The 20,503-nt window shown below is 48.8% G+C and carries 15 protein-coding genes; 13 read left to right on the forward strand and 2 right to left on the reverse strand.

Annotated features, from left to right (window positions below; translation table 11 throughout):
- Positions 1–5: 5 nt before the first annotated feature.
- The 13 genes from QMA13_RS04080 to QMA13_RS04140 all read left to right on the forward strand — a co-directional run bounded on the left by QMA13_RS04080 (position 6) and on the right by QMA13_RS04140 (position 19,166).
- Positions 6–1,901, forward strand: coding sequence for a heparinase II/III family protein (locus QMA13_RS04080; RefSeq protein ID WP_282939687.1), 1,896 nt, complete (start codon positions 6–8; stop codon positions 1,899–1,901).
- 65 nt (positions 1,902–1,966) lie between these two features.
- Entirely contained in the window at positions 1,967–3,472 is a 1,506-nt protein-coding gene (locus tag QMA13_RS04085; RefSeq protein WP_282939689.1) for a PHP domain-containing protein, read from the forward strand.
- Positions 3,473–3,506: 34 nt separating this feature from the next.
- On the forward strand, positions 3,507–4,910 hold the full coding sequence (locus QMA13_RS04090) for a sulfatase family protein (RefSeq protein ID WP_282939691.1): 1,404 nt from the start codon (positions 3,507–3,509) through the stop codon (positions 4,908–4,910).
- Between the two features lie 184 nt (positions 4,911–5,094).
- On the forward strand, positions 5,095–6,414 hold the full coding sequence (locus QMA13_RS04095; protein ID WP_282939692.1) for an ABC transporter substrate-binding protein: 1,320 nt from the start codon (positions 5,095–5,097) through the stop codon (positions 6,412–6,414).
- Positions 6,415–6,498: 84 nt separating this feature from the next.
- A complete protein-coding gene (locus QMA13_RS04100; RefSeq protein WP_282939693.1) occupies positions 6,499–7,824 on the forward strand; it encodes an ABC transporter substrate-binding protein in 1,326 nt (441 codons plus the stop codon).
- A 353-nt stretch (positions 7,825–8,177) separates the two neighbouring features.
- Positions 8,178–11,960 (forward strand): discoidin domain-containing protein, encoded by a 3,783-nt coding sequence (locus tag QMA13_RS04105; RefSeq protein WP_282939695.1) that lies wholly within the window; start codon positions 8,178–8,180, stop codon positions 11,958–11,960.
- 323 nt (positions 11,961–12,283) lie between these two features.
- On the forward strand, positions 12,284–14,005 hold the full coding sequence (locus QMA13_RS04110; RefSeq protein ID WP_282939697.1) for an ABC transporter substrate-binding protein: 1,722 nt from the start codon (positions 12,284–12,286) through the stop codon (positions 14,003–14,005).
- Between the two features lie 63 nt (positions 14,006–14,068).
- Positions 14,069–15,025: an ABC transporter permease gene (locus QMA13_RS04115; protein WP_282939699.1), complete on the forward strand. Its 957-nt coding sequence runs from the start codon at positions 14,069–14,071 to the stop codon at positions 15,023–15,025.
- Positions 15,026–15,044: 19 nt separating this feature from the next.
- Entirely contained in the window at positions 15,045–15,974 is a 930-nt protein-coding gene (gene opp4C / locus QMA13_RS04120) for an oligopeptide ABC transporter permease (RefSeq protein ID WP_282943249.1), read from the forward strand.
- 25 nt (positions 15,975–15,999) lie between these two features.
- The gene (locus tag QMA13_RS04125; protein ID WP_282939700.1) at positions 16,000–16,992 is read left to right on the forward strand and encodes an ABC transporter ATP-binding protein; all 993 of its coding nucleotides are present in this window, start codon (positions 16,000–16,002) and stop codon (positions 16,990–16,992) included.
- Entirely contained in the window at positions 16,967–17,932 is a 966-nt protein-coding gene (locus QMA13_RS04130; RefSeq protein WP_282939701.1) for an ABC transporter ATP-binding protein, read from the forward strand. The genes QMA13_RS04125 and QMA13_RS04130 overlap by 26 nt, the downstream gene beginning before the upstream one ends.
- 41 nt (positions 17,933–17,973) lie before the next feature.
- Positions 17,974–18,507, forward strand: coding sequence for a hypothetical protein (locus tag QMA13_RS04135; protein WP_282939703.1), 534 nt, complete (start codon positions 17,974–17,976; stop codon positions 18,505–18,507).
- Between the two features lie 104 nt (positions 18,508–18,611).
- The gene (locus tag QMA13_RS04140; RefSeq protein ID WP_282939705.1) at positions 18,612–19,166 is read left to right on the forward strand and encodes an OsmC family protein; all 555 of its coding nucleotides are present in this window, start codon (positions 18,612–18,614) and stop codon (positions 19,164–19,166) included.
- 100 nt (positions 19,167–19,266) lie between these two features.
- Here the strand turns inward: QMA13_RS04140 and QMA13_RS04145 are convergent, their stop codons facing one another.
- Together QMA13_RS04145 and QMA13_RS04150 are read right to left on the reverse strand one after the other, a co-directional pair.
- A complete protein-coding gene (locus QMA13_RS04145; RefSeq protein WP_282939707.1) occupies positions 19,267–19,737 on the reverse strand; it encodes a MarR family winged helix-turn-helix transcriptional regulator in 471 nt (156 codons plus the stop codon).
- Positions 19,738–19,750: 13 nt separating this feature from the next.
- Positions 19,751–20,500: an SDR family NAD(P)-dependent oxidoreductase gene (locus QMA13_RS04150; protein ID WP_282939708.1), complete on the reverse strand. Its 750-nt coding sequence runs from the start codon at positions 20,498–20,500 to the stop codon at positions 19,751–19,753.
- Between the last annotated feature and the right edge of the window lie 3 nt (positions 20,501–20,503).

Genomic DNA, 20,503 nt, shown 5'->3' on the forward strand with positions numbered 1-20,503 from the left:
TTATTATGATAAGTCTTAGTGATCTGTTAACTGCTGAGGAATTGGGAGAATGCTTACTTACAAAAGCAGCTTACCGTCCTTTCCCGGATATCGAGCAAAGAAGCGAGTGGGACGCACTGCCTGAAGAGCTTCGCTTATCTGTCATAGCCGAGGGTGAAAAGTATTTGGATTATTCATGGCCGATACTTACTGCGACGATGTATATGGAATTTTTGAATAATGGCAATCGGACTCGCTACGATGGGCCGTATCATCTCCGTAGAAGAGCAGTGACGAGCCTCGCTCTTGCCGAATGCGTAGAGAATAAGGGGCGGTTTCTGAATGATCTCATCAATGGCATTTGGCAGATCAGCGAAGAATCATGCTGGGTCATCTCGGCTCATAATCGGATGTTTCAGCATGAGCATCCCGGTCTGCCCGACACCGAAAGCCAGCCAGGAATAGATTTATTTGCCGCCGAGACAGGCAATCTGTTCGCCTGGCTGCATTACCTGCTGAAGCCAGCGTTGGATCAGATGAATCCTCTTATTGATCGGCGGATCGTTGCCGAGCTGCGGCACCGCATTCTGGACCCTTATCTTGATCGTGACGATTGCTGGTGGATGGGAATTAAGGAGCGGGATAAGCGGTTAAATAACTGGACGCCTTGGTGCACATCCAATTGCTTGAACGCTTTTCTCCTGACGGAGGAGGATGACGGCAGGAGATTGCAAGCTGTCCGTAAGGCGATGAAAAGCTTGGACCGTTTCTTGTCGATGCATCCAGCCGACGGAGGCTGTGATGAAGGTCCTGGCTATTGGAACAAGGCAGGCGGATCGTTGTTCGATTGCTTGGAGCTCTTGTATACCGCATCCAAGGGTGCTTTGAACGTGTATGGCGAGCCGTTAATTCAAAATATCGGACGATACATTTATAAGGTACACATACATGACAGGTATTTTCTTAATTTTGCCGACGGCCCTCATCGGATTACTGTTGAGGAAGATATCGTGTATCGTTACGGGAAGCGTATCGGTGACGATAATATGATGGCTCTCGGAACGGCGGTACACCAGATGCTGCGTACCGAGGGCTGGAAGAACATGAAGTTTCTTTCTTTCCTCCGCGTGCTTCCAGCGTTGTTTGATTACAGCGCGATTGAGAACGAGAACAGACCGCTCACGTTCCAGCGCGATATGTGGATGGACGGCATTCAGGTTATGGCAGCTCGGGAGACCGAATCTTCGGATCGCGGTCTGTACCTAGCCATGAAGGGCGGACACAATCTGGAGAGTCACAATCATAACGATGTCGGGCACTTTGTCGTGTATGCGGACGGACTGCCGGTGCTTATCGATATTGGAGTCGAGGAATACACAGCCAAAACGTTCAGCGCACAGCGTTACGAGATATGGACGATGCAGTCAGGCTACCATAACCTGCCTACGATCAATGGCTTCATGCAGCAGGACGGTAGTATGTACCGTGCTGCAGAAGCACAGTACGAAGTGACGGGGCAAAGCTCGCAATTGAGTATGAACATTGCTTCCGCTTACTTGCCTGAAGCGGGAATCCGCTCATGGATTCGGTGCTGCCGATTGACTCGTTCTCCACACGCTGTGATCGAGCTTGAAGAGAGCTATGCATTTGACGATGCCCAAGCCTGCCAATTTACAATGAATTTTATGACTTGCTGCCAACCGGAAGTAACGGCGAATGGACTTATTGTATTCCGTCGTAACGATCAAGAAGCTTTACAGATGGAATATGCTGCGGAACAATTTATCGCCTCCGTTGAGAGTATACAAATAGAAGACAAAAAGCTCCGCAACTCCTGGGGGGATCGGCTGCAGCGAATTGTGCTGACGCCTAAAGATCCCAAACAGGAAGGCAGTCATATCATTCGCTTCCGCCAAGCTTAAACGATAGCCCAATAAAAAAATAGATAGCATGACTTCGACCATACAAATAGGAGAGGAACAAACATATGCCATTATACTGGGGAGATTTACACAACCACTGCGGAATCAGCTACGGATTCGGAGGGTTAGAAAATGCTTTGCTTGCTGCCAAGGGGCAGCTTGATTTCGTAGCCATTATCGGTCACGCTTCGTGGTACGACATTCCGGCCCGCACAGAGGGATTGGAATACTTAGTTGATTTTCATAAGGAAGGGTTCGCCAAGCTGCGTGGACATTGGGATCAAGTTCGCGAGACGGTTAAAAGCTTCAATGTGCCAGGCGAATTCGTCACCTTCCAGGGATATGAGGCGCATTCCAGCCAATATGGCGACCACCACTTCGTATCGCCGGACGATGATCTTCCGCTCGTAGAGGGGGAATCACCGGCAGCGATCGTGGAAAAGCTTGCACCACGTCGAGTGATCGCCGTTCCGCATCATGTTGGCTATACACCGGGATACCGTGGGGGGAACTGGGACAGCTTCAACGGTTCCATCAGTCCAATTGTTGAGGTGTATTCCAAGCACGGCAGCGGCATGTCAGACCAAGGTCAATATCCTTACTACCACGACATGGGACCCCGCGATTCCCGAAGCAGCGTGTTTGAAGCTTTGAAACGGAAGCACCGTTTTGGTTTTGTCGGCTCTACGGATCATCACGCGGGCTACCCAGGCTCTTACGGAGACGGACGATTGGCGGTATTGGCTGATTCCAAAACACGCGAATCGATTTGGGAAGCCATTCTGGCGCGTAGAACGTATGCCGTTACAGGTGACAAAATCGCCTGCCGGTTCAGCATGAACGGACAGCCCATGGGCAGTGAGGTGAAGGCGAGCGAGCGCAATTTGGAGCTGGAGGTCACGGCTTGCGATCAGATTGATAAAATCGTCGTTTATAAAAACCTGAAGCCATGGAAAGTCATCAATGGAGAATCTTTAACTAGCGCAGGCACTGAGGCCACCAAGGCAGTAGGCAAATATAAAGTAAGAGTCGAGATGGGCTGGGGCAATAACAAGAACGGCTTCTCATGGCAAGGAAATGCCGAGTTAAGCAACGGTAAGCTTCTTGCTGTAGAAACCTGCTTCCGCGGTCGCAGCGTTCTAGCTCCTACACCGGAGATGAAAGATGATCCTTCTATGAACGCTCTAGGTAACAAGCTTATCCGTCAATCGGACGATTCCGTGGAATGGAGCTGCATGACATTCAAAAATCCGACGACGCTTCATCCGCATACAGCTGCGGTTATATTGGAAATTGAAGGTAGTGTGGACACTGAACTGCGAGTACAACTGAACGGAGCCGAGATGACGTTTACCGTAGGAGAGCTGCTTGAGGGTAACAGAACGCAGCATTTACATCCTTACAATTCCGAGGCCATCGTTCTGCATCGTGCGATTCCAGAGCAAGCTTACACTGTAAAAGAAGTATGGACGGATACGAATGTCGAATCCGAGTGTGACGTGTATCATGTCGAGATTAAGCAGGTCAACGGCCAATGTGCATGGATATCGCCGATTTACGCGCTGGCTTAAACCAAAGTTCAATCTATAAAGGAGACAACGAGCTATGAACCGACCGAACATCGTGTTTATCATGAGCGATGACCATGCCGCGCATGCGATGAGCTGCTACGGCAGCCGTATCAATCAAACACCGAACTTGGACCGGATTGCAAACGAGGGGATGCGTTATGACAATTGCTTTTGCACTAATGCCATATGCGCTCCGAGCCGGGCTACGATATTGACCGGGTTATACAATCATTTGAACGGTGTTCAGACGCTGGGAGACCATTTCGATGGCCGCCAGCAGACCGTAGCCAAGCTGCTTCAGCAGGATGGATACCAGACTGCCATCATCGGCAAATGGCACCTCGGACATGGCGGCTACAGCGATCCTACCGGCTTTGATTATTGGAACGTATTGCCTGGGCAGGGCGACTACCATGACCCTAAATTCATTCAAATGGGTGTGGAGAAGCAGTACGAGGGCTACGTTACCGACATTATTACGGATGAATCGATCGATTGGATCGATAAGAGGGATAAAGAACGTCCGTTCTTCCTGATGTGTCACCATAAAGCGCCGCATCGCCCATGGATTCCTGATGCGAAGCACGCCCATCTATACGAAGATGTGGATATACCTGAGCCTCCAACATTCGACGACGATTACAGCAATCGGGCTGCAGCCGCCGAAGCGGCAATTATGAGAATTGACCGCGATTTAAAGAAGAGGGATCTAAAGGTAGATCCTCCAGAGGGACTAACCGAGCGAGAGCTGAAAAGCTGGAAATACCAGCGTTATATCAAAGATTACTTGCGCTGCGTGGCATCCATTGATGATAATGTTGGTCGGCTGCTGGATAGGCTCGACGAAGAAGGTATTGCGGACAACACGATCGTTATCTATACGTCGGACCAAGGCTTTTTCCTTGGGGATCATGGATGGTTTGATAAGCGGTTTATGTACGAGGAATCTTTGCGCATGCCGTTTATCGTACGCTATCCCAAAGAAATTCAAGCAGGCAGCGTACAGGATACGATGGCGCTTAACGTTGATTTTGCGCCTACATTCCTTGATTATGCGGGAATATCTACACCGGAGTTTATGCAGGGCACAAGCCTGCGTCCTTTGATGAAAGGGGAAACGCCCGAAGGCTGGCGCACCTCCATGTACTATCGGTACTGGATGCATTTAAGCGAGCATGGGGTTTACGCTCACTACGGCTTGCGCACGCACGACTACAAGCTGATTTACTACTACGCTGATGCACTTGGAGCTACCGATGCGATAGACGATCCGAAGCCTCCAGAATGGGAGCTGTTCGATCTGCGCAAGGATTCCAACGAAATGAACAACGTATACCATCATCCGGCCTATGCCGATACCGTGAAACAGTTAACCGAGGAGCTGCACCGCAAACAGCTTGAAGTCAAGGATACACCCTACGTAGAGGCGGCGCGGTAGTTCTAGCTTGTGAAGTTGCAAAGCAGTCCTGTTTGGTATGAAACGGGTGTCAGTCGGAAATCTTGAGTTCAACTTATATCGTTTACCTTGCAGTACCATGCTCCTTCTGTACAGACAGCGGATCTTTTTAAACTTGCAAGCGAAGGAAGTTTATGAAGTGATATGCAAATGGGAGGGACCCTGTATGGGAAAAGGAATCAAAGTAAGCTTGGCTGCACTGTCATCCGTTCTCGCCGCTACACTGATCTCAGCTTGCAGCAAGCAAGGCGATCCGGCTGCCGGAACCGCTCCAGTCAAGCAGGAGCCGGTTACTCTTAAATTTTATACCGGGGACAAAGACTACGAGGAAAAGTTCCGAACCGAAGTGGAAGCGAAGGTTAAGCAAAAATATCCATACATTTCTTTTGAGTTTCAAGGAGCGGATCAAGGCAAAGAGATTCAAGATCTCGTGCTTGCCGGGGACAGTCCGGACATTTATTACCAGGGGATTTCGGCGTTAAATGAGAAGCTGGTTAAGTTCAATCTTCAGTATGATTTGACGGAGCTGGTGAAGCAATCCAATTTGGACTTGAGTCGGATCGATCCGGCCTACCTGGACATCATTAAGAACGCATCGGCAAGCTACGGAGCTGGATTGTACGGACTTCCCGTCAATGCTTATACCCCTGTGCTTTACTATAATAAAGATATTTTCGACAAATTCGGAATTCCGTACCCTAAGGATGGAATGACGTGGGATGACGCTTATGCATTAGCCCAAAAGCTTACCCGTTATGAAGACGGGGTTCAATACCGCGGGATGACAATGAATTTCATTTATTTGCTGGATAACAATCAGCTTGGAGCACCATACCTGCATGCCAGCGAGGACAAGTCGGCGGTGAATACGGAGGCTTGGAAATCGATTTTTTCCACGTTAACGAGGTTTTACCGCTTTCCGATGAACACACCTATGGATGAAAGAAGCAGGGTGAAGGAAGTAAACAGCTTCATGAAGGATCGGGTCTCAGCCATGCATGCGGATGTTACGGCTGCTGCGGAGAGCTTTCCGGATGATTTTACGAGCTGGGATATGGTTTCGCTGCCTACGATGAAGGAAGCTCCCGGAACGAATGCACAAATTAACCCTCGTTTTTATTATTTGATCAGTGCGAGCAAGCATAAGGAAGAAGCGTTCAAGGTGCTTGAGTTTGTGTTGTCTGATGAAATGCAAATGCAAGCGAGCAAGTCGGGCAAGGCTACGGTCTTAAAAAATCCGGCCATTCAACAAGCGTTCGGTCAGGAGTTTTCTAAATTGAAGGGTAAGCATACGGAAGCTCTCTATGTTAACAAGCCCGTCAAAGCGGTTCCTTCGAGAGATTCGAAGCTGGTCACCGTTCCGGTAACGACGCCTCTGAATAAAGAGTTTAATAACGTGCTTACCGGCAAAAAGGACATCAATACCGCGCTGCGGGATTTGGAAGAAACGATCAATAAGTCGATTGTAGCTGAGAAGCAAAAGTAAATGAATATGAAATGGGAACGACGCAGTCTATCAGCTTGAATGTTGAAGGAAATGGATTAATAGACGAAAAAAAGGGGTGTCCACATGAAATCGTGGGTTGTAAGCTCAGGGAAGGTAGCGGTAGCATCTATAGTAGCGGCAAGCTTGTTGGCGGGCTGCAGCAGCGGCAAGCAGGAAGGAGCATCAACGACGGGTAAGAAGGAGCCTGTGGAGCTCGTCTTCTATCAAACGGGTAATGCCGATTGGAAAGAAGAAGACTTCATGAACAATTACGGCAACTATATTAAGCAAAAGTATCCTAATATTATTCCTAAATTCGTTCCGGTTCCTGCATCCAAATCGATGGATGGTTTGATTACAGGCGGGCAACAGTTCGACGTCCTGATTTTTTCAGTTGGCCATACCCATCTTAATCTGATTCGCAACGAATTCCAGATGGATATCGGCGACCTGATCAAGCAGAAAAATGTGGATTTGAGCCGGTTTGAGCCATTCACTATCGATCAGCAAAAAGAAATCGCGAATGGTGGCATTTACGGACTTCCGCTATCCAATACTTCTCCAGTCATTATGTACAACAAAGACATCTTCGACAAATTCGGAGTGCCTTATCCTAAGGACGGCATGACATGGGACCAAATCTATGATCTGGCCAAACAAGTGACCCGTAACGATAACGGTACCCAGTATTATGGCTTCCTAGCGTCACCTGAGCATATCTCGAAGACAAATCAGTTCTCGGCGCCGTTCGTAGATCCGAAAACTTCAAAGCCAATGTTCGACGATCCGAAAATGATGGCCTTTCTCGACAACCTGAAACGCTTCTATCAATTAATTCCGTCTCCGGACGGCAAGCCGCTCGCGGGGGGATTCTTCGCTTCCACAGCGCAGTCCAATATGTTCGCGAAGGATAAGACGCTGGCGATGTGGTCTCACTTCTCCAATGCAGCGATCAATTTCCCGGATGATTTGAACTGGGATTACGCTTCCCTGCCTTACTTCAAGGAGCTGGGTGATGTAGGCCCGCAAGCTTTCCCTGGCTACATCTACATCAGCAAGACGAGCAAGCACAAGGAAGAGGCTATGGATGTCCTTCAAGCGTTGACTTCGGATGAATTCCAAACAATGCGCTCCAAAATGGGGATTGAAACCTCATTGAAAAATCCTGAAATCAAGAAGACATTTGCGCAGGATCTGCCGAAATATAAGGGCAAAAACATTAACGCCATTTTCCCGAAAAAATACGCGGCTCCAGCTCCTTTGACCGAGTATAACGATCTAGCTTGGAAGCGACTTAATGATGCCTTCGGTTTTATCGGGCGGGGCCAAAAGGACAGCGTCACCGCGGTTCGGGAGGCTAACGAACTGCTCGCCAAAGATATAGAAGCGGAAAAAGCTAAAAAGAAATAGAAACGATCGTTTGCAGAAGCGAGGGCGGTTTTAGCTTTTAGGTTTACGAGAAACTTAGTTCTTCGAGAAATTTGCTATATAAGTAGGTGGGGTATGCTTCGGAGGAGTTTACGTCCGCCTTTGAAACCCGTGAATATACCGCTAATTTCTAATCAAATTCACGGGTTTCAACAGCGGCTGGAGGAGCATACCCCATCGGAGTATCATAGCAATATTTCGAGTTTTTTCCGGTTTCGTTACAACCTAAAAGCAGCACCGCCTACTCCTGCAAAAAAAGATCGTAACGAATGGAGGAACATCGGAGAGACACCCTACCGTGGGATTTATCCTATAAACCGAAAGAGGTGTTATTGATGAAAATGAGAACAAATGTATACAGCAAAAGCCTGCTGCTTTTTTTGACAGCGCTGCTTATCCTAAGTGGTTTTACGTCTTATACGGCTTGGGTTGGAGGCAGCGCTCTTGCTTATGCCGAAGGAGCATCGCCGGTTATCTATGTGAACGATAATTTTGATAGCCACGGCTCTGGTGCTCCTTCTGGATGGTCGGCTTCCGGACTTACCTCGGGGGCCCAGATCGTAGGAGAAGAAGTCGCTGAAAGAACGGGGAAAAGCCTGCGTCTTCGAAGCGGAACTGCCTCTGATTTGGTGCTGACCAAAACATTCGCTTCCCCGCTTACAGGCAATGTGGCTATCGAGATGAAGGTCAAATATAACAATACCAAGTTCTATAGTCCGTTAATACAAATCAAGTCAAGTACGAATGTCCAATCCGCACTGCTGGAATTCAAGGCGGACGGCTTCATGTACGCTGGCGGTACTAAGCTGTCCGGAACCGGCTACGCAGCCGATACTTGGTACCAACTGACAATCATCGTCAAGAACGCCACCAAGAAAATCGACGTGTATGTGGACGGTGTGAAAAAAATATCGGATGGCAGCTACAGCAACTCGGCCACGATAAACGATATTTCATCATTCAAAAGCTACACGAAGTCGCAGACGGGTACGGCCAATGAGTTTTGGATGGATGATGTGCGCGTCTATGCCAGCGATGTGCCGCTTGACGATTCTTATTTTCAGACCCCTGATCCGGGCACAGGCAATGCGAATGATGCCTACGCTCAGGCAAGGCTGAAACAGTCGATTGCGTTCCTGGCGGGGTTCCCAAACGCCTACTCTTATTTACAGCGCAAGCCGTTGAACGCCGCCGATCCGACGGTTAAGCCTCAATTAGAGAACGGGAAAATACTCGTTCCACTGCAGTTTGCAGCAGGGCAATTAGACGTTCCGTACAGCTGGAATGCGGCTGCAGGAACCGTTACTCTCGGTCCGAAGACGGGAGTTCTTGGCAATGCAATTACACTGACGATAGGCAGCTCCAATGTGACGGGCGGCAGCGGAACAGTCGTATTGGATGCTCCGCTGCGGCTCATCGGGACGACACTGTACGTATCTTCGGATCTGTTCTCCAAGTCCATGGGCCAACACGTACTAATCCATGATGATTTGGTGCTGATCAGCACGACCAATCCGCTTCCCGACAGCAGCGAGCTGTCGAAGCTGACGAAGGAGGCGATCCGCCGCATCGTCTACGATCGTCCGTCGGCAGCGGACATTATTGCCGATCTGAAGCAGCAAAACCCGAACCAACAGCATCCGCGTTTGTTCGTTACGCCGGACCGGATTACTATGCTGCAATCTCAAATTCAAACCGACAGCAATTTATCCAAATGGTACAGCGATTTACGGAAAAGCGCAGACACCGTTCTTACCACACCGGTAGGTGTATACGATCTGCCTGACGGAAGGCGGATGGATTCTGCCAAGGATGCGCGTCCTTTTATCGAGAAGACGGCATTGATGTATTTGCTGAGCGGGGAGACTAAGTATGCGCAGCGGGCTGTCGATGAAATGCTCAAGGCGGCTTCGATCCCGAACTGGAATGAGCAGAACGAGTTTCTGAACACCACAGAGCTGACGGCTGGCATGGCCATCGGCTACGACTGGCTGTACAATTATTTAACGCAGCAGCAAAGGGATTTAATCCGCACGGCCATCCGCGATAAAGGGCTGGCCAAAGCCATTGCCGCACATAACAATAACGCTTGGTGGGTTAGCTTATCGGATAACGAGAAAATAAGCAATTGGAACGCCGTGTGCAACGGCGGTATTATCCTTGGAGCACTTGCTATTGGGGATGAAGAAGAAGCCATCGCAGGAGAAATTACAGCAAAATCACTTCGCTCGCTGGAGGATTTTATACTGCTGGAGTTTAATCCGGATGGTGGCTGGAGCGAAGGGCCAGGTTATTGGCGCTATACGGTGGAATATTTAGTTACCTATATGTCGGCGATGCAAACGGCATTAGGCAAAACTTACGGACACACGGAAACTCCAGGTTTTTACAAAACCGCTTATTTTATCAATTATGTGCTCAGTCCTCAAGGTTCGTTTAACTTTGGCGATTCGAACAGCTTTAAAATACGCGCTCCCGAGCTATTCTGGATGGCGAAGCAGCTTAACAATGCGGATGTAGCAGGACTGCGCCTGCTTCTGATGCAGGAAGCGAAGCAAGCAGGAGGCGTGTACGATCTACTCTGGTATGATCCAAGCTTGCTTAACATGAACGTATCGATCCCGTTAGATCAATATTTCCGCAATACGGAGCTGGCTACGTTCCGCAGCAAATGGAACGATACATCGGCTAAATTCGCCGGTATTATGGGTGGTAAAGGCAACTCCAGCCACGCGCATTCCGATGTCGGTAACTTCGTATTTGAGGCGGATGGGGTACAATGGGCTATGGATCTGGGTAGCGATGATTATAATCTTCCGAATTATTTTGACTACGACAACCAACGCTTCAAATATTACAGGCTCATGCCGGAAGGCCATAATACGCTTGTGATCAACCCGGATGGAACTTTCGAGCAGGACCAGTATGCGTTCAGCTCGATTGAGAGGTATGAATCTAAGCCAAAGGGCGGGCTGGCTGTCGTTAATATGACACCGGCTTACGCTAAAAACGCCACAACGGCCAAGAGAGGCCTTATGTTCGGTGATAACCGCAGCACCTTAACGGTGCAGGATGAAATTCATACTAAATCGCCTTCGAAGGTATGGTGGTTCATGCATACCAAAGCCGACATTGCAGTCGCAGCGGATGGTAAATCCGCTATTCTGACTCAAAACGGCAAGTGTCTCGGCGTGACGATGAGCTTCTCCGGCCCAGCTCCTGCTGGTGCAACCTTTAAAGTAATGGACGCCAAACCGCTTCCGATATCGCCGAACCCATCAGGGCAGGACCCGAATACCGGCATTCGCAAGCTGGCGCTTGAGCTTACTGGTGTGCAAGACCTCAATATGGCTATTCAACTGACGCCATTGGCTGCTGGTGACAATGTCCCCGGAGCTGCGCCGTATGTTCCATTAAGCAGCTGGACTATTGCGGACGGGGAAATTCAAACGCTCCCACAGCTCTCGCAAATCGCGCTGAACGGGCAGCCATTGTCGGGCTTTAATAAAAATAGCTACAGCTATGCGGTCAATGTTCCTTTCGGAACGCAGAATTATCCGGTTGTGGACGCGACTTCCGCTAAAGCTGGAGATCAAGTGACCGTCGCACAAGATGTATACTCGCCGAACCCTGTTGTTATAACGGTAACAGATGCAGCTTATACAAATCGCTCGCAGCAGTACAGGGTCCAATTCAATGCGCAATCGTTTCTAACCAAACCTGCTAACTATACTCAGCTTGCCGTTCAAGGGGTTACAGCCAGTTCAGCCCAGGAAGGCAATGGTGAAGAGAAGGCGATTGACGGCGATATGAATACACGCTGGTCTGCCGATAATACGCCATGGATTCAGCTCGATCTGGGCAGCCAGAAGCCAGTTAGTGGCCTTGGCATTGCTTTTTACAATGGGACTACGCGATATTTTAACTTAGATATCGCCATATCGCAGGACGGTCAGACTTGGGAGAAAGTGCAGAATGGTGTAAGCAGTGGTACCTCCTCCAATATGGAGTACTTCGGTTTTGCTCAAAAGCAGGCCCGTTATATTAGGGTGACCGGGTACGGAAATTCCGTGAACGCGTGGAACAGCTATAGTGAGATGGCGGTATTTTCCGGTTAAGCCTAGAAAATGGTTGACAGATGTATTGGACGATGATAGCATATAAATCACATAAGAATACTTTGATATCTACCGTACAGACGGAGACTAACGATTGTTGTTGGTCTCCTTTTTTGTTTTGGATATTAGCTTAGGTATCGATACATAATTTCAATGGTAAGAGGAGTCTACCGTAACAAACGGAGACCGACTGATAGGAACGGTTGGTCTATTAAGCGTACCCTGGAGACCATAAGTGGATTGTCCACTTTATTAATCCAACTATTTAGGTGTGCATAATAAGTTTTTAATGCTTCTATGATAATGAAAGCAGGGGATCAGAGATGAAGAGAAGATGGATGAAAGCGAGTGTTTCCGTATTAGCCTTGGCATTGCTGTTATCGGCATGCGGCGGGAATCGCTCAGCTACAGGCCCGGACACAGTGGAAAAGTCGGAAGGGACGAGCGATGCAGGGTTAAACAGCATTAAAGATGGGCTGGTCAAAGCATCGGATGTGTCCAAAAATCCCGAGACGGCTAAAAAAAGAACAACAACCTTTATTTCAGGAACGCAAACCCCAGAAGGGGTCTTTAATCCTTATTTCTATCAGAATGGCTGGGATGGCAATGTTACAGGTGTTTTGTTCGCCTCTTTGATCACAAAAGATGAAACCGGCAAGCCCATTCCGGAGCTGGCTGAGAAGTGGGACACAAGCGCGGATCAATTGACCTATACGTTCCACTTAAGACCCAATCTTAAGTTCAGCGATGGTACGCCGTTGACGGCGGAGGATGTAGCCTTCACATTGACGCTGCTGCACGATCCCGCATATGACGGAAGAGTCGATATTTCTCAGGCGAACATCAAGGGTGGATTGGCTTACAAGGAGAAAAAAGCAGATGCCGTTGAAGGGATTAAAGTGATCGACCCACAGACGATTCAAATCACGACAGAGAAGGTCACTACTCTAGCGCTTCCGCTGATCGGGGGCGAGGTGCTGTCCAAAGCTTATTACGGTAAGGACTACAAGCAAGGCAATCTGGATTATATCAGGACGTTACACGATAAGCCGCTGGGAGCAGGTCCATATAAGTTCGATAAATTTATCAAAGGTCAGGAAGTCCGGTTTACGGCGAATCCGAATTATTATGCAGGCAAACCGTCCGTTGACAATTTTATTTTTAAAATAACGAACAACGATACGAATCTTCAATATATCAAAGTGGGTGAAACGGATTACGACCGATTTACGGCGAACCGGGACAATTTCGATCAGCTGAAAGCACTTGGCTTTGCCAATATTAACACGTTTACGGCTACGTCCTACGTCTATCTGGATTTTAACAGTGGAGGCAAATTCCTTAAGGATAAGCGTGTAAGGCAGGCATTGTATTACGGGCTGGACAGACAAAAATTTACCGATATTTTGTACCAAGGGTTCGGAGAAGTCGCTAACGTTCCCGTGTCCCCGGCATCATGGGCTTATACGAAGGACGTAACGCCCTATCCGTTCGATCCGCAAAAAGCGAAGCAGCTTCTGGATGAAGCCGGCTGGAAGGTTGGGGCTGACGGCATTAGAGAGAAGGATGGGCAGAAGCTCAAGCTGCAATATTTGGGACGCAAGGGGTACAACATCGACGATGTGCTGATTCCTTTGGCTAAAGAAAATTTCAAGGATATCGGAGTTGCCATTGAGGCGGAAATTCTTGATTTCAATGCACTGCTGGCCAAACGAAAAAAAGGCGACTTTGACATTGCTTCCTTTACTTCTACTAATTTTTCGGACCCTTACGATGGCGTGAAAAGCTTCCAGACCAAATATAATGTCAGCGGCTATTCCAACCCGAAGGTGGATCAATTGATTGACCAAGGAACGGAAACGTTGGATACGAATAAACGAATTCCGATCTATCACGATCTGTACAAACAATTGAAGGAGGACCCGCCGGTGCTGCTGCTATCTTATTTGAAAATATTGTCGGCGCACAATGCCCGTATTCAAGGGATTAATCCCGATCCGGTGTCCATCCTCAACCGTTCTATTCCCAAACTAAAGATTGATTAACGCGTATACGGTTCTATGCCGTGAATAGGAGCCAGCTGGCAAGCAAGGAGGCAACAGGTTGTCATGCGTCAATATATGGTCAAAAGAGTACTGCATCTCATCCCTACGGTGATTGGCGCATCGCTCATCATATTCTTTATCTTCGCGCTGGCTCCTGGGGACTATGTCGATTCAGATGTCATGCTGACACCGGAGCGGGCGGCAGAGCTTAAAGCGATGTACGGGCTGGATAAACCGTTGTGGGAACGTTATTTCATTTGGTTAGGCAATGCCTTTAGAGGAGATTTCGGTTATTCGCTGCAATATCAGCAGCCCGTGGCGACGGTTTTGAAGGAGTATGTTGTTAATTCATTCATGATCGCTGGCATCTCCTTAGTCTTGACCTGGATCATAGCTGTTTTCATTGGTGTGTTCTCTGCAACTAGGCAATATTCCTGGTACGATTCGTTGATTACGCTGGCTGTATTCGGGGCGATGTCTTTTCCCTCTTTCTTTATCGGCTTACTGTTGATCAAATGGTTCGCGGTAGACCTTGGATGGCTTCCGATTGGAGGCATATTGGACACAGGCAGTCAAACGACGGGCTATGCTCGCCTATGGGAAATCGTGCGCCATATGATCCTTCCGACTACCGTGCTGACGATGCTCAGTGTAGGCTCGTTGACCCGCCATTTTCGAGCTAACATGATCGATGTAATCAAGCAGGACTTCGTGCGAACGGCTAGGGCCAAAGGTTTGAAGGAACGAACCGTCATTTACAAGCATGCACTGCGCAATGCACTGCTGCCAGCTATTACGTTATTGGGTCTGGAGCTACCTGGATTGTTCTCAGGAGCTATTATAACGGAACGGATTTTTACGTGGCCGGGTGTTGGATACATTCACATGGAGGCGATATCGAATCGCGACTATACGGTTCTGATGGGCTTTACGATGTTTTTGGCGGTACTTACGGTGATAGGAAACCTGCTTGCAGATTGGTTGTACGCCGTGGCCGATCCACGCATCCGTTTAAAGTGAAGGAAGTGAACTTATGGCTATGGAATCATCGGAAGTGATCCAAGCCCGCTTGAAGGTCAGCCCGCAGGGAAAGGCGGCACGCTCTTCTTCCTTGTGGCGGGCATCTTATCGGAGGCTGAAGCGGAATAAGCTGGCCGTTTCCGGCTTGTTGTTTCTGCTGGCTATGTTTCTGTTCTGCTTCGTAGGTCCACTGCTTTCGGATTATACGACGGGGAAGGTGAATGTATCGCTGATTAACAAACCGCCGACGGCTTCCCATTGGCTGGGTACTGACAATCTGGGCAGAGATGTTCTCACCCGCTTGATGCAGGCAGGAAGAATTTCGCTTGTTGTCGGGCTTGTGTCGATGGTGCTGTCTGTTGCAGTCGGCTCTTTACTAGGTGCTTTAGCTGGGTTTTACCGTGGGGTCGTCGATCATTTGGTGATGCGGACAGCCGATATTTTGCTGGCAGTACCTGAAATACCGATTTTAATTATTCTTGGGGCCATATTGTCCGACCTAAAGGTCCCTTCGGAATATCGTATCTATATGGTTATGCTGTTGATTAGCTTCATGGCCTGGCCGTCATTGGCGAGAATGGTGCGAAGTCAGATTTTATCGTTTCGGGAACGGCCCTATATGCTGGCTGCTGAGTCCCTGGGGTTAAGTGATAAACGCAAAATCGTTCATTTGATGCTCAATGCGGTACCGATCATTATTGTGGTTGCGACTCTGAGTGTAGCCCGAGCGATCTTAAGCGAGACCGTACTAAGCTATTTGGGCTTAGGCGTGGTGCCGCCAACTCCTTCATGGGGCAACATGATGGCGGCCGCCAATTCGTTAATTGATTTTCAAACGAGACCGTGGCTTTGGATTCCTCCGGGCTCAGCCATTTTTTTAACGGTGATTGCGATAAATTTGTTGGGCGACGGCTTGCGCGATGCGTTAGACCCCAGAACGAAAAGGTAGGTGAACCAGCTTGACCCGGAGGACCTTGGCACAATTTCAAGATTTGCATACGTATTTCTACACCGAGGAAGGCGTCGTCCAATCGGTCAATGGAGTGAGCTTCCGCATTCATGAAGGGGAGACGGTAGCACTGGTAGGAGAGTCCGGATGCGGTAAAAGTGTCACGGCACTGTCCATGATGGGACTGATCGAGGAGCCGCCGGGCCGAATTAGGGGCGGTCGCATTTTGTTTGAAGATCAGGATTTGTTGAGGGCAGGAAGGAAAGAAATTCATCGGCTCAGGGGTCGGGATTTGGCGATGATTTTTCAGGAACCGATGTCTTCTCTGAATCCCGTGCTGACCATTGGAGAGCAATTGATGGAGCCTTTGATCCGGCACTTAAATTTAAGTAAGAAGATAGCTCGCATTAGGGCGGTAGAGCTGATTGAACGGGTTGGTATTTCCCGGGCAAGGGAAATTGTGGATTCCTACCCCCATGAACTGAGCGGGGGCATGCTTCAGCGAGTCATGATCGCTATTGCGCTCTGCTGCAATCCGAAGCTCCTTATTGCTGATGAACCTACAACCGCATTGGATGTAACGATACAAGCGCAGATTCTTGACCTGCTGCGGGAGATCAAGGAGGAGAGGGGCATGTCGATTCTGCTCATCACCCATGATCTCGGCGTCGTAGCGGAGATGGCCGATTATGTCGTCGTCATGTACTGCGGCAAGGTTATAGAGCAGGCTCCTGTTCACTCGCTGTTCGAGCACCCGAAGCATCCGTATACACAAGGCTTGCTGAAGTCTAGACCAGTGATCCGGCAAAGGCAGGAACGATTGTATTCGATCCCAGGTCAAGTGCCAAGCCCTGTTGGCTTAGGGGATCATTGTTATTTCAGCGAAAGATGTGAGCACTGCATGGATATTTGCCGTACGAAGCAGCCGCCTTTACGTAATGCGGAGGAAGGTCATCAAATCGCATGCTGGCTTTATGAGGAGGAGAGACCGCATGTCCGAACCGTTAGTTCAGGTTAAAGGGCTGAAAACGTATTTCCCGATCCACAAAGGCATTTTTGGAGGGAAAACAGGTGATGTGAGAGCCGTAGACGGTATCGATATGACGATTCGACGAGGTGAAACCTTCGGTCTTGTAGGTGAGTCAGGCAGCGGCAAAAGTACGATAGGTCGGACGCTGCTGCGCCTGTCGGACAAAACAGAAGGCGAAGTGAAGTTTGACGGCATCGATCTGTTCGGACTATCGTTCTCAGAGCTGCGCCGTATCCGTCCGCGGATGCAAATGGTGTTCCAGGACCCGTATGGATCGCTTCATCCACGTATCCGTATTGGTGACGCCATCGGAGAGGCGCTGCTGGACCATGGGATTGCCACGAAGGCGGAAGCGCGAGAGAGGGTACAGGAGGTGCTGTCCTTATGCGGTTTGGCACCTTATCATATCGACCGCTTTCCACATGAGTTCTCAGGTGGTCAGCGGCAGCGGATTGGGATCGCGAGAGCCATTATACTGAATCCGGAATTTATTGTGGCGGATGAGCCCGTCTCGGCATTGGACGTGTCCATCCAGGCTCAAATTATCAACTTGCTTCGTGATCTACAGGAAAGCAGGCAGCTGACGTATCTATTCATCTCACATGATTTGAGCGTTGTAGAGCATTTATGCTCTACGATCGGCGTGCTGTATTTAGGCTCGCTTGTAGAGTTGGCTTCCCGGGATGACTTGTTTACCCGGCCTGAGCATCCGTATACGAAAGCGCTGTTGTCTGCTATCCCTATACCGGACCCCAAAGCAAGAAGGGAGCGAATTGTGCTGAAAGGCGATATCCCGAGTCCGGCGAATCCACCGTCCGGCTGCAAATTTCATACAAGATGCCCTATTGCCGCATCGGTATGTCGGGAACAGGAGCCTGTATTCCGCGATTTGGGCGGAGGTCATTACGTCGCTTGTCATTTGGTGTAGCTTGCAATAGGGAAGCAGGAGGATAGGGAGGTTTGGTTGATATGACTAAGGTAACGAGAGCGAGGCTGCCTCAGCCTGTAGGTATCCGTCTGGAAATAGCGAGAGCTGGAGGCTTGTCGAATGAAGAGTTGTTGGATGCTATTTACCGCAAGGATATTGATGCACTGCAGACATTAGGGCCGGAACAACTGCCTTGGGACATCTTGATACAGTATGCAGAGCAGAACGGCCATGAGCTTGAGCAAGCCATTCTGGATGGGTACGAGTTCAAATTTTTGACTGTACGGGGTCTGATTCATTACCTACGCTATCGTTTTGGTTTAAAGGAGCAAGTCGATTATCGTGCAGTTGATGGAGCTTTGGAAGGGATTCGTTTGAGCAGGAGTGACGTGGCCCTGCTTCAGGCAACGATCCCGGCCTTTTGGCAAATTAGTAAACTTGGCCGGCATGAGGAGCGGAATGAATCTTCGTCTACTCATGGGGAGCTCGACTCTCTGGACGAGAATGAGTTCACCATTCGCATAGAGCGTCTGAATCATCAAACGATCCGTTTTGAGGGGGGTGAGGCTGGGTAAAGCGGAGGAGTTATGTCAGTGGATATGGGATCATTTTACATGGATAAGTAGTTTGGCAGCCTTCATTTTATTAAATCTTACTTATAAAAGAGGAGTGGTTATACATGAGTACATTAAATGAATATTTGTTGGAGAAGCGTGAAGCTTCCATCGCAAGACGCGAAAAAGCGCAGAACGATCCAAATTTAGAGCCTCACCGCTTCGGGGCTAAAGTACGGGCTAAAGGCCGCAGCGGCGTACGTGAAATCCGTATCCGTGATTTTCAAATCATTAGCGACAGCCCCCCGGATTTTGCAGGGTATGATCTTGGACCCAGCTCTCCTGAGCTGCAGTTGGGTGTATTGGGCAGCTGCTTGACTCACATCACTCTGATTCAAGCGGCTGAGCGCGGAGTAAAGCTGGAATCGCTGGAGGTTGAAGTAACCGGGCAGCAGCATCCGCTGGCAGGCAAGCCGGGCTATGAAGATGTCCCAATCTATCCGCACAATATACAATACAAGCTGCATATCGTATCGCCTGAATCCGATCAAACGATCGCTGAGCTGCATGAAGCGGTGGAACGGGCATGCCCTGTTTTGAACCTGCTAGCGAATCCGCAAATTATCGCAGGTGAGATTATTCATACTTCTCCTGAAGCAAAGCAGGAGCAAGAAGTCTAATTGTTCATCCTGCTAAAGCTCCGTTAATGTAAAATACCCGAAAGATAGACAGCATCCCCCTGCTGACTATTTTCGGGTATTTGATTGTATCACCGATTCACTACTTCTTCTCTCGATCTAGATTAGCAATCATCTTCTGGTAGCTTGCTATAAGCAGCTCCATTTCCTCCTCGGAAAATCCAGTCCACATGCCTTCTGAAATTTCCGTGTAACGTTCGATCATCTTTTGCATAATGGCTTGACCGGATTCCGTGATTTGCAGCAAAGTTGTTCTTCTATCGTTTTCCGGAATGATGCGTTCGATATATCCTTTTTTCACCAGTTTATTAGAAAGGTTGGTGACTGCCGATAGAGTGACGCCGAGCGAATCAGCCAGGTAGGAACAAGTCTTTTTGCCTTCCCTGTTCACTATTTGCAGCAAGGCGTATTGGGAGTCGGTCAGATCGTAGCTCCATATGATTTTAGTGAACTCAAACACAAAATCCGAAATTTGTTGAGCATATAAACGAGACAGCTCTTTTTTCTTTCCAGTCAGCAATAAGGCCACCTCAGTCGAGTATAAGTCAGGCATTGGATGCCTGTCCTTATCTTAACATAACAGAGCCGCCGTCAACCATAATGGTTTGACCCGTAATAAAGCTGGCATCCTCGCTAGCCAAGAAGACAGCGACGCGGCCGATATCCTGCTCGCAGTCTCCCATGCGTTTTAACGGGATTTTGTTAACGGTCTCTTCGTATGCGTCAGGAAAATGTTCTTTCCATTGCTCAACGCCAGGGGAGAGGGCGATAGGGCTAATCAGGTTTACATTGATCTGGTATTGCCCCCACTCATTAGCGACCACTCGAGATAGTCCGCGAATGGCTTCCTTGGCTGCCGCATAAGAGGCTTGTGTCACCATTCCCGTTAAGCCCGCACCGGAAGCGAAGTTAATGACACTTCCCTTGGTTTCCTTCAAATAAGGGAAGCACTCCTGCATCAGATTGAATGTTGGGTAAAATCCGGTGTTGAAGGAAAGCGCCAAATCCTCCGGCTTCGTTTCTGTAAACAGTATTTGCTTGGAAGCATGAGCGTTATTCACTAATATATTTATTTTTCCGAACGTTTGAACGGTCTCGTTTACGATTCGTTTAATTTCTTCTCTATCCGATATATTGGCTTTAATGAATTTGCCGCGGCTAATCTCATTCAGTTCTTTCTCTGTTGCCGCGCCCTTCTCATCATTAATATCCACAATGACTACGTAGGCTCCTTCCTTAGCCATAGCAAGAGCCATTCCTCTGCCTATGCCGGATGCCCCGCCGGTTATAATTGCAATTTTTTGCTCTAATTTCATTGT

The organism is Paenibacillus sp. RC67 (assembly GCF_030020805.1).
In the GTDB taxonomy this organism is placed as follows: Bacteria; Bacillota; Bacilli; order Paenibacillales; family NBRC-103111; genus Paenibacillus_S.

Bases quoted from the DNA above. Each gene is read 5' to 3' on its own strand.
- QMA13_RS04095 (WP_282939692.1), top strand. From the start codon at position 5,095: ATGGGAAAAGGAATCAAAGTAAGCTTGGCTGCACTGTCATCCGTTCTC.
- QMA13_RS04135 (WP_282939703.1), top strand. From the start codon at position 17,974: ATGACTAAGGTAACGAGAGCGAGGCTGCCTCAGCCTGTAGGTATCCGT.
- opp4C (WP_282943249.1), top strand. From the start codon at position 15,045: ATGGAATCATCGGAAGTGATCCAAGCCCGCTTGAAGGTCAGCCCGCAG.
- QMA13_RS04115 (WP_282939699.1), top strand. From the start codon at position 14,069: ATGCGTCAATATATGGTCAAAAGAGTACTGCATCTCATCCCTACGGTG.
- QMA13_RS04105 (WP_282939695.1), top strand. From the start codon at position 8,178: ATGAAAATGAGAACAAATGTATACAGCAAAAGCCTGCTGCTTTTTTTG.
- QMA13_RS04150 (WP_282939708.1), bottom strand. From the start codon at position 20,500: ATGAAATTAGAGCAAAAAATTGCAATTATAACCGGCGGGGCATCCGGC.
- QMA13_RS04145 (WP_282939707.1), bottom strand. From the start codon at position 19,737: ATGCCTGACTTATACTCGACTGAGGTGGCCTTATTGCTGACTGGAAAG.
- QMA13_RS04140 (WP_282939705.1), top strand. From the start codon at position 18,612: ATGAGTACATTAAATGAATATTTGTTGGAGAAGCGTGAAGCTTCCATC.
- QMA13_RS04100 (WP_282939693.1), top strand. From the start codon at position 6,499: ATGAAATCGTGGGTTGTAAGCTCAGGGAAGGTAGCGGTAGCATCTATA.
- QMA13_RS04130 (WP_282939701.1), top strand. From the start codon at position 16,967: ATGTCCGAACCGTTAGTTCAGGTTAAAGGGCTGAAAACGTATTTCCCG.
- QMA13_RS04080 (WP_282939687.1), top strand. From the start codon at position 6: ATGATAAGTCTTAGTGATCTGTTAACTGCTGAGGAATTGGGAGAATGC.
- QMA13_RS04090 (WP_282939691.1), top strand. From the start codon at position 3,507: ATGAACCGACCGAACATCGTGTTTATCATGAGCGATGACCATGCCGCG.
- QMA13_RS04085 (WP_282939689.1), top strand. From the start codon at position 1,967: ATGCCATTATACTGGGGAGATTTACACAACCACTGCGGAATCAGCTAC.
- QMA13_RS04110 (WP_282939697.1), top strand. From the start codon at position 12,284: ATGAAGAGAAGATGGATGAAAGCGAGTGTTTCCGTATTAGCCTTGGCA.